Here is a 12,760-nt window from a genome sequence, read left to right as displayed (position 1 = left end):
TGCCCCAAGCAAAACGCCGCCCGTTATTTTGCGGGCGGCGTTTTGTTTTGGGGCTGCTTGCGTGGGCGGATCAGCCGGCGGCCAGCGCCTTTTCCACGGTGGCGTGGAATTCGGCCTTGTCGTATTCGCCCAGATAACGCTTGATGATGCGGCCCTCTTTGTCGATGAGGAACGCCGTGGGCGTCAGGCGGATGTCGCCGAAGGCGCGGGCGATGTCGCCCTTGGTGTCCAGCGCAACGGGAAACGGCAGCTTGCGGGTCTCGGCGAAGTTCAGCACGAAGTTGGGCGGGTCGTAGTTCATGGCGACCGCAATGGCCTCATACCCCTTGTCCGCATACTCGTTGTAGGCGGAGATCGTGTCGGGCATTTGCTTGACGCACGTGACGCAGCTGGTCGCCCAGAATTTGACCAGCACGACCTTGCCGCGCAGGTCCTGCATCGAGAACGTCTTGCCTTCCAGCGTGGTGAAGGTAACGTCGGGGGCGGTCTGGGCCGGGCGCATGGCGAACCACGCGCCAATGCCGACCGCGACCAGGACTGCGAGGGCTACGATGGCTTTTTTCATTTGATGGGCATTGCCTCGACGCCGCTGCTCGTGCCGCCGGTGCCCGCCGCGTTGTCAGTGGCCGGACCGGTGCCGCTTTCGATGGGCGCCTTGCTTTCGGTGGTGGCGGGTTTGGAGCCGCTTCCCGACAGGCGGATCGCCTCTTCGCGGCTGATGGTTTCAAAGAGCTTGACCACCTTGGTCACGCCGCCGACGTCGGCGGTGGCGTTGGCGGCATAGTCGCCTTCGGCTTGCGTGACCTTGCCCATCAGGTAGACGACGCCGCGGTCGGTCGTGACGGCGATGGTGCCCGAGGGTACGTACTTGGTATTGAGCAGGGCGGTCTTGACCTTGGAGGTCAGCCAGGTGTCGTTGGAGCGCTGGCCAAACGAGGCGATGGGTCCGACGTTCAGCTGGTTGATGACCTGCTTTACGTTTTCCACGCCCTGGGCAATGGTGGTGGCCTGGTTCTTGGCTTCTTCGGAGGGCACATCGCCCGTCAGCAGAAGGTGGCCGCCGTAGGCCATGGCATTGACGCGTGCGGTATCGCCCAGCTTCTGGGAGATCAGGTTCTGCGCCTTGAACGCCATGTTCTGGTCTTCGAGCTGGACGCCGGACGTGCGGCGGTCGGTGACGACCACCGCCGTGGTGGCGGCGGCGCCGCCCACGATCAAAGGCGCGCAGGCCGTCAGCGAAAGCGCCGCGGTGGACAGCGCGGCGGCAAGCATCAGCGGGCGGACTGCGGGTCTGACGTCAAGAATCATTCGGTGTCTCCAAGCAGAAGAGCGTCGATGCCGTCGCACAGCGCGTGCAGCAGCAGAATATGGACTTCCTGGATGCGCATGGTGCGATCGCTGGGAACACATAGATGGACGTCCATCGGGGTAATGAGTTCCCCCATGACGCCGCCGCCCTTGCCGGTCAGGGCCAGGACGTGCATTTCGCGTGCGCTGGCGGCTTCCATGGCGCGGACCACGTTGGGCGAATTGCCGCTGGTGGAAATGGCCACGAGCACGTCGCCGGCCTGCCCGAAGGCGTTGACCTGCCGTTCAAAGACTTCGTCAAAGCCGTAGTCGTTGCCGACCGCCGTGAGGATGGAGGTGTCGGTATTGAGCGCGATGCCCGCGAGCGGCAGGCGTTCGCGTTCGAAGCGGCCCACCAGCTCGGCGATGAAATGTTGCGCGTCGGCGGCCGAGCCGCCATTGCCGCAAGCCAGAATCTTGCCGTTGTTCGCCAGGGCGCCGAACAGCACGTCCACGGCCACGGCCAGCGGCTCGGCCAGGACGTTCATGCTTTGTTCGTGAGCGGCCATGGCGTCGCGAAAGTGCGACGTCATACGAGAGGTCATATCCATGGGCGCGATTATCTCACGGGGCCGGGCCGCGGTTCTGTCCACGCGCAACGATCGCCGAGGGCCGGCGCCGGACTGCGCCAGCCGGATCAGGGCAGCCAGAAAGCGCCGCGCAGCCAGGCCGGCTCGCCGTCGTCGAAAACCACCGCGTCGAAACGTGCGGGCGGGGGCGCTCCTTGCCAGTGGCGGCGGGCCAGTTCGGGCAGCCACAGCGCCGCCGCCCGCGCCAGCCGCGCCTGCTTTTCCCGGCCGATGCTGGCGGCGGCCCCGCCGAACCGGCGGTTGGCGCGCGCCCGGACCTCCACGAAGACGAGCGTGTTGCCGTCGCGCATGGCCAGATCGATTTCACCGGCGCGGCAGGCCAGGTTGCGCGCCAGCAGCGTCAGGCCGTGCGCCAGCAGCAGGCGCAGCGCTGCCGCTTCATGATGATCGCCGCGTCGCTGCGTGGGCGAGCGGCGCGGGGGCGGACGGTCGGCCGGCGTGCGTCCGGTGCGCCGCCGACGTTTGGCGGCGCGGCGGCGGGCGGCCAGGGCAAGTTCGCAGGCCAGGCGCAGGGTGTCGTCCGTCATGGATTCCAAAGGCAGCGGGCATAGGCGGCTACACTGACATGGTTTTCCGAGTCTGCAGGCTGCAATGAATCAAAACGTCTCACCTCCCGTTGCCGGCGATGCCTGGTCCCGCGTGTCGGAACGCGTGGCCGGCCAGCATTGGCCCGCCTCGACGCTGTATGTCGTGGCCACGCCCATCGGCAATCTGGGCGACCTGGGCCTGCGTGCCTGGCACGCCCTGCAGCGGGCTGACGTGATTGCTGCCGAAGACACGCGCGCCAGCCGCACGCTGCTCGATGCCTGGGGCGTGGGCACGCCGCTCATGGCGGCGCACCGCCACAACGAGGCCGCCGCGGCGCAGGCCATCTGCGAGCGCCTGGCGCAAGGCCAGCGCGTGGCGCTGGTGTCCGACGCCGGTGCGCCCGCGGTCAGCGACCCCGGCGCGCGGGTGGTCCGGGCGGTGCGCGCCGCCGGCTACGCCGTGGTGCCGGTGCCCGGCCCCAGCGCCGTGATCGCTGCGCTGATGGGCAGCGGCGTCACCACGGACGAGAACCCCGCCTACGCCTTCGCGGGCTTTGCGCCACCGAAGGCCGTGGCCCGTCAGCGCTGGCTGCGCCAGTGGTGCGCATTGCCCGCGCCCGTCGTGATGTTCGAGTCGCCGCACCGGCTGGCGGCCACCTTTGCCGACCTGCTCGAGGTGTGCGGCCCCGACCGCGAACTGACCGTGGCGCGCGAGCTGACCAAGCGTTTCGAAGAGATCGGCACTTTCCGGCTGAGCGAGGCGTCGGCCTGGCTGGCCGCGGATCCGCATCGTGAACAGGGCGAGTTCGTGCTGATCGTCCATGCCGAGCCCGAAGCGGCCGCTGACGAGGACGCGGACCCGGCCCACGACGTTCTGCTGGACGCCTTGCTGGAATCGCTGTCCGTGCGCGATGCCGCGCGCGTCGCCGCCAAGGTGACCGGCCAGCCTCGCGACGTCCTGTACAACCGCGCCCTGGCGCGCAAGAAGACGCAGGAATAATCCATGGCGTATTCGACGCTCGTGTCCAACAAACCGGCCGACCCGAACGAGCGGCTGACCTATCGCGACATGCCGACGCCGCTGGGCGAGATGCGCCTGGTCGCCAGTCCCAAGGGGTTGCGCGGCGCATGGTTCACCGATCAGGCGCTGCTGCCGTCGCCGGAAGGCTGGACGCTGTCCGGCAACGACCCCTTCCTGGAGCAGGCGCGGCGCGAACTGGACGAGTGGTTCGCCGGCGAGCGGCGCGTGTTCGACGTGACGCTCGACCCCGTGGGAACGACGTTTCAGCATCAGGTCTGGCATGCGCTGTGCGCGCTGGAATTCGGCGTGCTCACCAGCTACGGCGAGCTTGCCCGCGCCGTGGACCGGCCCAAGGGCGCGCAGGCGGTGGGCGGCGCCGTGGGCCGCAATCCCATCAGCATCATCATTCCGTGCCACCGCGTGATCGGCGCGGACACGTCGCTGACGGGTTTTGGCGGCGGGTTGCCCCGCAAGCAGGCGCTGCTGGCCCACGAGGGCAATCGCTATCTCAGCCGCAGCGCGCGCGCCCGCCGGGTCTGCGACGGGCAGGCAGAGCTGTCCTGGTAGGCAAGCCCGGCGCCCGGCCGCTTATTTGGGCGCTGACTTGGCCAATTACCGCGATGCGTTATTGCGACGCGATGGTCGGCAGGATGCCGATGCGGTCCGACACGAGCGGCACGGCATTGAGCGCGCTCTGGCGGTCGGGATACGGACCGATCCGCACCCGGTAAAGATTGTTGGTCTGTTCCACCGTCGCCGCAGGCGCGCCTTCGGCGCCCAGTTGCGTGTTGATGCGGCTGACCAGCGACTGCGCATTGGCGGGCTGGCTGAACGCGCCCACCTGCAGGTAGACGCTGCCGCCGGCCACGCCGGACGCCGGACGCATCGGTGCGGGGCTGGGCGTGGCTGGCGCCAGGGGCTCAGGCGTCAGCGCCACGGGCGTGGCGGCCACGGGCGCCATTACGGGCGTTGAGCCCGTGGCCGATTCCGGCTCCGGCGCGGGGGCCGCGGGCGCGCCTTGCGAGGCCAGCCGGCGGATCTCTTCGGCCTGGATCGCTTCCACGACCACCTGGCCGCTACCCGGGCCGATGATGCCCAGCTTGTAGGCGGCCACGTATGACAGGTCCATGATGCGGTCGCTGTGGAAGGGGCCGCGGTCGTTCACCCGCACGATGATCGTCTTGCCGTTGACCAGGCTGGTCACCCGCGCATAGCTGGGAATCGGCAGCGTCGTGTGCGCGGCCGTCATGGCATACATGTCGTAGGTCTCGCCGATCGACGTGGAGTTGCCATGAAACTTCTTGCCGTACCACGACGCGATGCCGCGCTTTTTGTAGGGCTGTCCGCTCGTGTCCGGCACGTAGCGCTGGCCGAATACGACATAGGGCCGGTTTGCCCCGCTGGCGTAGGGTTCCAGCTTGGGCACGGCGTCTGGAATCTGGTCCAGGTTCGACGGCGGATTGGCATCCGGCCCGTCGTCCTTGTAGTAACCGCCCTTCTTGCGTCCGCCGCTGGTGGAGCAGCCTGCCACGGCGATCGCCAGCAGCAGCACGAAAATGAGATGTAAGGGGCGGGAAAGCGTCATGCGGTTTCGTCGGGCAGTTGCGTGCGGTGGCGCACCAGGAGCGGGTCGTGATCGGCAAAGCGCAGCGCCAGCTGTTCCACCACGTAGACCGAGCGGTGCTGGCCGCCGGTACAGCCGATGGCCACGGTCAGGTAGTTGCGGGTGTCCTGCGTGTACAGCGGAAGCCAGCGCTTCAGGAAGCCCGCAATGTCGTCGATCATCAGACCCACCTGCTCGTATCCCGCGAGCCACGTGGCCACGGGCTCGTCGCGGCCGGTCAGCGGGCGCAGATTGCGGTCGTAATGGGGATTGGGCAGGCAGCGCACGTCGAACACCAGGTCCGCGTCTCCCGGCACGCCGCGCTTGTACGCGAAGGATTCGAACGTCAGCACCAGCGGCGCGCGGTCTGCCTTGATCAGGTCGCGGATCCAGGCGCGAAGCTGGCCGGGCGTCAGGTCCGAGGTGTCGATGACGTGTTCCTGCTCGCGCAGCGGCGCCAGCAGTTCTCTTTCCAGGGCGATGCACTCGGTCAGCGAGGGTGCGGTGCCGCCGCGCTGCAGGCGGTCGGTCAGCGGATGGCGGCGGCGCGATTCGGAATAACGCTGCACCAGCGTGGCCGTGTTGGCATCCAGGAAGACGACCCGCAGGCTGGTGCCCATGGCGCGCAACGCGGTGACCACGTCGGGCAGTTCGGCAAGCTCGCCCGGCGAGCGCACGTCGATGGCGACCGCCACGCGCTCCATGCCCTCATCACGCGCCTGGGCAATGAACTCGGTCAGGAAGCGAACGGGAAGATTGTCGACGCAGGTATAGCTTGCGTCCTCGAGCATGCGCAGCGCGACGGATTTGCCGGAGCCGGAAATGCCGGTGACGAGGACGACTTTCAACATGGACATGATTGTGGCACGCTTTTCCAGGACGATGCCGGCGGGATAGCATCTGATATGGCCATAAACTCAGGAACTGCTTCTGTTCCCTGCTGCGTGCCCTGACGTAAGCTAGGGGCCGCAAACTCCGCAGTTCCATCGCAGTTCCACTTTACGCGCCCCGCCGTCTCGGTTCGGGGTTTGGAATTCGACCTAGATGTTAGCCCTCATTTCCTCTTGTAGTGTTTCACTGCTGCGGTTTTGGACGATCCCAAGGGCCTTGGCCGCGGCGGCTGTTGTGTTTATGTCCGCGCCCGCGCTGGCGCAGCAGCCCGACCCGCCGGTCTTGCAGCCCGACACCATGGCGGCGCGCGTGGCGGCCTGTACGGCCTGTCATGGCGCGCAGGGCAGGGCGGGTGCCGATGGCTACTACCCGCGGCTGGCCGGCAAGCCGCAAGACTATCTCTACCACCAGCTGCTCAATTTTCGCGACGGCCGGCGGCAGTACCGGCCCATGACGCATCTGCTGGCGGGACTGCCCGACGACTACCTGCGCGAAATGGCCGCGTATTTTGCCGACCAGCATGTGCCGCATCCGGCGCCCGTGCGCGCGGACGTGTCCGCGGCCACGCTCGAGGCCGGCCGCAAGCTCGCCCGCGATGGCGACGCGGCGCGCGGCCTGCCGGCCTGTGCGTCCTGTCACGGCGCGGCGCTCTCCGGCATGCTGCCCGCGATTCCCGGCCTGCTGGGGTTGCCACGCGATTACATCGGCGCGCAGATCGGCAGCTGGAAGAACGGCCTGCGCCGCGCCGCCGCGCCGGACTGCATGGCCGACATCTCCCACAAGCTCACGCCCTCCGACATCGGCGCCCTGGCGGCCTGGCTGTCGTCGCAGCCCGTCGTCGAGCCCTACGTGCCTGATGCCGCGAATTCGGTCCGGCTGCCCGCGGAATGCGGCAGCCAGGCGCAACGCTGAACGGGGCCGCGAATGACGCTGATGAAAAGAGTTCTGGGTGTCCTGTTGCTGGTGGCTGTGGCGGCCGTCGGCGGGTTGTATTGGCTGGGCACGCGTGACGATGCCAGCACCGGGCCCACGGCCGCGGCAGCCGAGGGTGCCACGCTGATCGAACGCGGCCGCTATCTGGCGCTGGCCGGCAACTGCATGGCCTGCCACACCAGCCAGGGGGGCAAGACGTTTGCAGGCGGCACGCCCATTCCCACGCCGTTCGGCACGGTCTACGGTCCGAACATCACGCCCGATCCGGATACCGGCATCGGCGCATGGACGGCCGACGACTTCTGGCAGGCGCTGCACAACGGCAAATCGAAGGACGGCACCTTGCTGTATCCGGCGTTCCCGTACACCGAGTACACGCGGGTCAACCGCAGCGACGCCGACGCGCTCTTTGCCTATCTGCGCAGCGTGTCGCCCGTCAAGCAGGCGAACCGTCCGCCCGACATGAATTTCCCGTACGACCAACGCGCGCTGCTGGCGGCGTGGCGCGCGCTGTACTTCAAGCCTGGCGTGCAAGCGCCCGATCCCGGCCAGTCGGTCCAATGGAATCGCGGCCGGTATCTGGTCGAGGGGCTGGGGCATTGCGCGGCCTGCCATACGCCGCGCAACAGCCTGGGCGCCACGCGCACCCGCGACGCGCTGGCGGGGGGCGTGATTCCGGTGCTGGATTGGTACGCGCCGCCGCTCACGAACGACATGCAGACCGGCATGGGGCGCTGGTCCGCGCAGGACATTGCCGCGCTGCTCAAGACCGGCATTTCGGCGCATTCGACCGTCAGCGGACCCATGGCCGAGGTCGTGCTGGGCAGCACCCAGCACCTGACCGACGAAGACGCCCTGGCCATCGGCACCTATCTGAAGTCGTTGCCCGCCACGCCGCCCGCGACCGATGCGCGCGCCGCCGTCCCCGCGCCCGCGGCCATGGAACTGGGCGGCAAGCTGTACCGCCAGCAATGCGCGCAATGCCACCAGGCCGACGGCAAAGGCAGCGGCACGGCGTGGCCCGCGCTGGCCGGCAATCCCACGGTGACCGCGCCATCGCCCGTGAACGCCATCCGCATGGTGCTCGACGGCGGCTACGCCCCGGCCACGGCCGCAAACCCGCGTCCGCACGGCATGCCGCCGTTCGGCCAGGTGCTCAACGACAACGACATCTCGATGCTGGTGACCTACATCCGCAACAGCTGGGGGAACGAAGCAGGCGCGGTGAGCGGCCTGGAGGTCAAGCGCGCGCGGGCGTCGTCGACGTTGAACTAGCGCCCGGCGGTGGCCGCGCGGCAGGCCTCGTGCGCCAGGTCGCCCAGCGTGCGGATCGCCGCTTCGGTGCTTGCGTCCCACGGGTGCCCGTAGTTCAGGCGTAGCGCGCTGCCAAATTGGCCGCTGGCAGAGAAGATCGGGCCGGGCGCCACGCTGATGCCGCGCGCCAGCGCCTGGCGGTGCAGCGACAGCGCATCCACGGCGGCCGGCAGTTCCAGCCACAGGAAGAATCCGCCCTGCGGCCGCGTCACGCGCGTGCCGGCGGGAAAGGCCTGCGCGATGGCGTCGGCCATGCGCTCCTGCTGCGCCTGCAAGGTCTGCCGCAGCCGGCGCAGATGGCGGTCATAGCCGCCTTGTTCCAGGTATTCGGCAATCGCGCCCTGCGCGGGACCGGACGCCGACAGCGTGGATGACAATTTCAGGCGTTGCACCTGCTGGGCGTAGCGCCCGGCGCTGGCCCAGCCAATGCGATAGCCGGGCGCAAGGCATTTCGAAAACGACGAACAGTGCAGCACCAGCCCGCGCGTGTCGTAGGCCTTGGCGGGAACCGGCCGCGTCGCGCCGAAGTAGAGCTCGCCGTAGACGTCGTCTTCGATCAGCGGAATGTCGTGCCGGGCAAGCAGTTCGACGAGCCGGCGCTTGTTGTCGTCGGGCATCAGGCAGCCCAGCGGATTCTGGAATTGCGTCATCAGCCAGCAGGCGCGCGGCGCGTGGCGCAGGATGGCCGCCTGCATCGCGTCCAGGTCGATGCCGGTGCGCGGATGCGTGGGCACTTCCAGCGCTTTCAGCCCAAGGCGTTCCAGCGCCTGCAATGCGCCGTAGAACGTCGGCGCTTCCACCATGACGGTGTCGCCGGGCTGCGTGACCGCCTGCAGGCAGAGATTCAGGGCTTCGAGCGCGCCATTCGTGACGACGATGTCGGCGGCGGGCAGATTGATGCCGCCGATCAGGTAGCGCAGCGCGATCTGCCGGCGCAGGCGCGGATTGCCGGGCGCCAGGTCTTCAACGGTGTCGCGCGGGTCCTGGCGCTTCAGATGCGTGGCCATCGCCTGCGCCAAGCGCGGCAGCGGAAAGAGCAGCGGCGAGGGGAAGGCCGAGCCCAGCGGCGTGACGTCGCGATTGCGCACCGAGCCCAGGATGTCGAAGATCCGTTCGCTGATCGCCAGTTCGGTCGATTCACCGTCGGGGCATGAGGCGCCGGGTTCGGGCGGCAGCGATTCGGCGGGGGCGTTGACGTAGTAGCCCGAGCGCGGCTGCGCGCGGATGAGACCGCGTGCTTCAAGCAGGTAGTAGGCCTGGAACACCGTCGAGGGGCTAACGCCGCGCGCGGCACACGCGTCACGCACGGAGGGCAGCTTGTCGCCGGCGCGCAGCACGCCGCTTGCGATCGACGTGGCGATCTCGTCGGCCAGAGTCTCGTAGAGGCTCACGATGCCGCAGGGCGACGACGCGGGCTCATTTGCTGCTTTGGAGGATCGCCATGGCCTGGCGTTCCATGAATTCGCCCAGCGTGTCGATGCCGCGCAATTTCAGGATGGTGTTGCGCACGGCCGCCTCGACCAGCACGGCCAGGTTGCGGCCCGCGGCCACCTGCAGCATCACCTTGCGCACGGGCAGTCCCAGCATGTCCTGCGTGATGTCTTGCAGCGGCAGGCGTTCGAATTTGTCCTGCGCGGTGGCGCGCACCAGGTGCACGATGAGCTTGAGCCGCATCTTGCGGCGCACCGAGGTTTCGCCAAAGATGGTGCGGATGTCGAGCAGGCCCAGGCCGCGGACTTCCAGCAGATTCTGCAGCAATTGCGGACAGTGGCCTTCGATCATGTTGGGCGCGGTGCGCGAGAACTCGACTGCATCGTCGGCCACGAGGCCGTGGCCGCGCGAGATCAGTTCCAGCGCCAGTTCGCTCTTGCCCAGGCCCGATTCGCCCGTGATCAGCACGCCCAGCCCCAGCACGTCCAGGAACACGCCATGCACCGTGGTGGTGGGCGCCAGCTTCTTGCCCAGATAGATGCGCAAGAGGTCGATCAGTTGAGCGGCCGCGACCGGCGTGGACAGCAGCGGTACCTGGTGCTGGTCGCACTGGTCGACGAGGTCTTGCGGCGGCGTCAGGCCATCGGCCAGCAGAATCGCAGGCACGCCGCCGATCAGCAGCTCGTCCATGTGGTGCATGCGGCGGCGCAGGTCGAAGCGCGTGTAATACGCCAGCTCTTCCTGGCCAAACACCTGGATGCGAGACGGGTGGATCAGGTTCAAGTGGCCGACCAGGTCGGCGGCCGCCATGCCGTCATCGGGAATCGCGCGGTCCGCCGCGCCTTGGCCCGAGATCCAGTTAAAAGGGATTTTGTCGGCGTTGTCGTCGACGAGTTCCTGCACCGTGAGCATGGCAGCGATTCCGCGTGGGATCAGAGTTGGCCGGTCGTGAGCATTCTGTGCACGATGGCCGGGTCGGGCTCGGTGGCCAGCGCCTCGCGCAATGCCTTGTTGGACATCAGCTGGGCGAGTTCGGCCAGGATGTCCAGGTGCTGCTGCGTAGCCGTTTCGGGCACCAGCAGGCACAGCAGCATCGACACGGGTTGTCCGTCGGGCGCGTCGAACGTGATGGGCTGGGCAAGGCGGATGAATGCCGCCAGCGCTTGTTCCAGACCTTTCACGCGGCCGTGCGGCACGGCCACGCCCTGGCCGAGGGCGGTTGACCCCAGACGCTCACGGGCAAAAAGGCTGTCGAACACGAGCGCGCGTGCCAAGCCGTTGTTGTTTTCAAAAAGCAGGCCGGCCTGTTCGAACGCACGTTTCTTGCTCGTGGCGAGCATATCGAGCACGACGTTGCCGGCGGGGAGGATGCGCGACAAATGATTCATCAGGGCATTATAGGGTTATATGACGCACTGCAACAATCAACCGCCCCGGACGTTTCGGACGACCGGAAGCGATCGGGGCACAAGAGCGACAGCATAGTCTGATCGCGGCGCGTTGTGGGCATTCTGGGGGTGGCGATCATCACGGCGCGGCGCACGTCCGGCAAAAGCCCAGGAAAACGCCAATCGGCCGTTGGGCGCCAGCGGGAGGAAACACGAGGGGGGGGAGGAGGGGACTTTGCCGATGCCCCGGCTGGACACAAGGTCTAGCGGGACACCGGGACTTAGGCAGGATCCTGGGATCCCTGTACGGCTAGTCGCTCAGGTGAGCGGTCATGAAGCGCGTTACTGCTGGGGTGGCGAGAGGGTCGCCGCTTGCCGCTTCACGGACTCTGCTGAATGACTTCTTACCTTGTCCTTGTGCTTGATGACCTGACGGTCGACTTTGTCAGCAAGAAGGTCGATGGCTGCATAGAGGTTTTCATCGGTTGCTTCACAATGAATGTCCTTGCCGCTCAGTCGCATGGTGATTTCGGCTCTATGCCGCAGGGGCTCTACTGAGAGCATGACCTGGGTATCGATGACGTGATCGAAATGCCGCAGCACTCGCGCCAGTTTGTTCATGACATATTCCCGGATGGCCGGGGTGACGTCGAGGTGACGACCGCAGATGCTCAGGTTCATAGTGTGCTCTCCTTCTAAAAGAGGAAAAAGGTGCGCAAAAGGCGCGGTGAAGTCGTTAGGCGTTCTCCTTCAATAAGCAGGTTCGTTTAGTACTAGTGTATAGACTCGGGCCGATAAAACAAGCTGACCTACCGCAAGTTCATGGCAATTTTATGGCTGAACCCCTAGGGCGTATGGCCCTTCTTTCCGAGGCGTTACGGGGTCTTTCAGCATGGGGTTACATCCGGAAGTGTTCGCCCAGATACACGCGGCGAACGGCGGGGTCGCCCACGATTTCCTCGGGGTGGCCGTCGGTCAGCACCTTGCCTTCGCTGATGATGTAGGCGCGGTCGCAGATGCCCAGGGTTTCGCGCACGTTATGGTCGGTGATCAGCACGCCAATGCCGCGGCCCTTCAGGAAGCGCACGATGCGCTGGATCTCGATGACCGCGATCGGGTCCACGCCGGCAAACGGTTCGTCCAGCAGGATGAAGCGCGGGCTGGTCGCCAGCGCGCGCGCAATTTCCACGCGGCGGCGTTCGCCGCCCGACAGCGAAATCGCGGCATTGCTGCGGATATGGCCGATCTGCAGTTCTTCGAGTAGCGACTCCATCTGCTCATTGATCTTGGGCGTCGACAACGGACGGCCGTCCGGACCCACCTGCAATTCCAGCACGGCGCGGATGTTCTGTTCGACCGTCAGGCGGCGGAACACGGAAGCGTCCTGCGGCAGGTACGACAGGCCCATGCGCGCGCGCTTGTGGATGGGCATCGCCGTGATGACGGCGCCGTCGATTTCGATGCGGCCCGCGTCCGCGGGCACCAGGCCGACGATCATGTAGAAGCTGGTGGTCTTGCCGGCGCCGTTGGGGCCCAGCAGGCCCACGACTTCGCCGCTGACCACGGACAGGGACACATCCTGCACCACGGTGCGGCCGTTGTAGGTCTTGCGCAGTCCGGTTGCGCGCAGGCTGCCCTGCTTGACGCCCGAAGGGGCGGAGGTCACGGGGGTCGGCACTGAAGGTTGGTTCATCGTGGCTGCGATTGGTGTTGCA

At 67.1% G+C, this 12,760-nt stretch carries 15 protein-coding genes; 4 read left to right on the top strand and 11 right to left on the bottom strand.

From position 1 onward, the window contains the following. Positions 1 to 70: 70 nt before the first annotated feature. From HV786_RS13675 to HV786_RS13660, 4 genes are all read right to left on the bottom strand, one after another. A complete protein-coding gene (locus tag HV786_RS13675; RefSeq protein ID WP_056319566.1) occupies positions 71 to 565 on the bottom strand; it encodes a peroxiredoxin family protein in 495 nt (164 codons plus the stop codon). Beyond that, positions 562 to 1,308 (bottom strand): BON domain-containing protein, encoded by a 747-nt coding sequence (locus HV786_RS13670; protein WP_128829543.1) that lies wholly within the window; start codon positions 1,306 to 1,308, stop codon positions 562 to 564. Before HV786_RS13670 ends, HV786_RS13675 begins: the two co-directional genes overlap by 4 nt. Further along, a complete protein-coding gene (locus tag HV786_RS13665; RefSeq protein WP_056319572.1) occupies positions 1,305 to 1,898 on the bottom strand; it encodes a phosphoheptose isomerase in 594 nt (197 codons plus the stop codon). Before HV786_RS13665 ends, HV786_RS13670 begins: the two co-directional genes overlap by 4 nt. 86 nt (positions 1,899 to 1,984) lie before the next feature. Then, positions 1,985 to 2,464: a YraN family protein gene (locus HV786_RS13660; protein ID WP_056319574.1), complete on the bottom strand. Its 480-nt coding sequence runs from the start codon at positions 2,462 to 2,464 to the stop codon at positions 1,985 to 1,987. A 64-nt stretch (positions 2,465 to 2,528) separates the two neighbouring features. On the opposite strand from HV786_RS13660, the gene rsmI reads away from it, so the two are divergent. Together rsmI and HV786_RS13650 are read left to right on the top strand one after the other, a co-directional pair. Then, positions 2,529 to 3,464 carry a 16S rRNA (cytidine(1402)-2'-O)-methyltransferase gene (rsmI, locus tag HV786_RS13655; protein ID WP_175211098.1) on the top strand — a complete coding sequence of 312 codons (936 nt, stop codon included), beginning with the start codon at positions 2,529 to 2,531 and terminating at the stop codon, positions 3,462 to 3,464. A 3-nt stretch (positions 3,465 to 3,467) separates the two neighbouring features. Beyond that, positions 3,468 to 4,052, top strand: coding sequence for a methylated-DNA--[protein]-cysteine S-methyltransferase (locus HV786_RS13650; protein WP_152382891.1), 585 nt, complete (start codon positions 3,468 to 3,470; stop codon positions 4,050 to 4,052). Between the two features lie 58 nt (positions 4,053 to 4,110). Here HV786_RS13650 and HV786_RS13645 read toward each other — a convergent pair whose 3' ends face one another. After that, positions 4,111 to 5,070 (bottom strand): septal ring lytic transglycosylase RlpA family protein, encoded by a 960-nt coding sequence (locus tag HV786_RS13645; RefSeq protein ID WP_175211096.1) that lies wholly within the window; start codon positions 5,068 to 5,070, stop codon positions 4,111 to 4,113. Further along, complete coding sequence (rapZ, locus tag HV786_RS13640; protein WP_063956154.1) at positions 5,067 to 5,939, bottom strand: RNase adapter RapZ; 873 nt, start codon at positions 5,937 to 5,939, stop codon at positions 5,067 to 5,069. The genes HV786_RS13645 and rapZ overlap by 4 nt, the downstream gene beginning before the upstream one ends. A gap of 193 nt (positions 5,940 to 6,132) precedes the next feature. Here rapZ and HV786_RS13635 point away from each other — a divergent pair, with 193 nt between their 5' ends. Both HV786_RS13635 and HV786_RS13630 read left to right on the top strand, forming a co-directional pair. Next, positions 6,133 to 6,891 carry a c-type cytochrome gene (locus tag HV786_RS13635; protein WP_175211094.1) on the top strand — a complete coding sequence of 253 codons (759 nt, stop codon included), beginning with the start codon at positions 6,133 to 6,135 and terminating at the stop codon, positions 6,889 to 6,891. 12 nt (positions 6,892 to 6,903) lie between these two features. Then, positions 6,904 to 8,187, top strand: coding sequence for a c-type cytochrome (locus HV786_RS13630; protein ID WP_175211092.1), 1,284 nt, complete (start codon positions 6,904 to 6,906; stop codon positions 8,185 to 8,187). Here the strand turns inward: HV786_RS13630 and HV786_RS13625 are convergent. The 5 genes from HV786_RS13625 to lptB all read right to left on the bottom strand — a co-directional run bounded on the left by HV786_RS13625 (position 8,184) and on the right by lptB (position 12,738). After that, positions 8,184 to 9,617 (bottom strand): aminotransferase-like domain-containing protein, encoded by a 1,434-nt coding sequence (locus HV786_RS13625; RefSeq protein WP_175211090.1) that lies wholly within the window; start codon positions 9,615 to 9,617, stop codon positions 8,184 to 8,186. The genes HV786_RS13630 and HV786_RS13625 overlap by 4 nt on opposite strands. A gap of 25 nt (positions 9,618 to 9,642) precedes the next feature. Then, positions 9,643 to 10,569 (bottom strand): HPr(Ser) kinase/phosphatase, encoded by a 927-nt coding sequence (hprK, locus tag HV786_RS13620; protein WP_006216298.1) that lies wholly within the window; start codon positions 10,567 to 10,569, stop codon positions 9,643 to 9,645. Between the two features lie 20 nt (positions 10,570 to 10,589). Then, positions 10,590 to 11,045, bottom strand: a complete 456-nt coding sequence (locus HV786_RS13615; RefSeq protein WP_056319588.1) for a PTS sugar transporter subunit IIA — start codon at positions 11,043 to 11,045, stop codon at positions 10,590 to 10,592. A gap of 342 nt (positions 11,046 to 11,387) precedes the next feature. Further along, positions 11,388 to 11,726: a ribosome hibernation-promoting factor, HPF/YfiA family gene (gene hpf / locus HV786_RS13610; protein ID WP_056319592.1), complete on the bottom strand. Its 339-nt coding sequence runs from the start codon at positions 11,724 to 11,726 to the stop codon at positions 11,388 to 11,390. A gap of 217 nt (positions 11,727 to 11,943) precedes the next feature. Next, positions 11,944 to 12,738, bottom strand: coding sequence for an LPS export ABC transporter ATP-binding protein (gene lptB / locus HV786_RS13605; RefSeq protein ID WP_128829541.1), 795 nt, complete (start codon positions 12,736 to 12,738; stop codon positions 11,944 to 11,946). Between the last annotated feature and the right edge of the window lie 22 nt (positions 12,739 to 12,760).

Origin of the sequence: Achromobacter mucicolens, assembly GCF_902859725.1 — a bacterium.
GTDB lineage: Bacteria > Pseudomonadota > Gammaproteobacteria > Burkholderiales > Burkholderiaceae_B > Achromobacter > Achromobacter mucicolens.
This window is presented reverse-complemented; position numbering and strand designations above follow the sequence as displayed.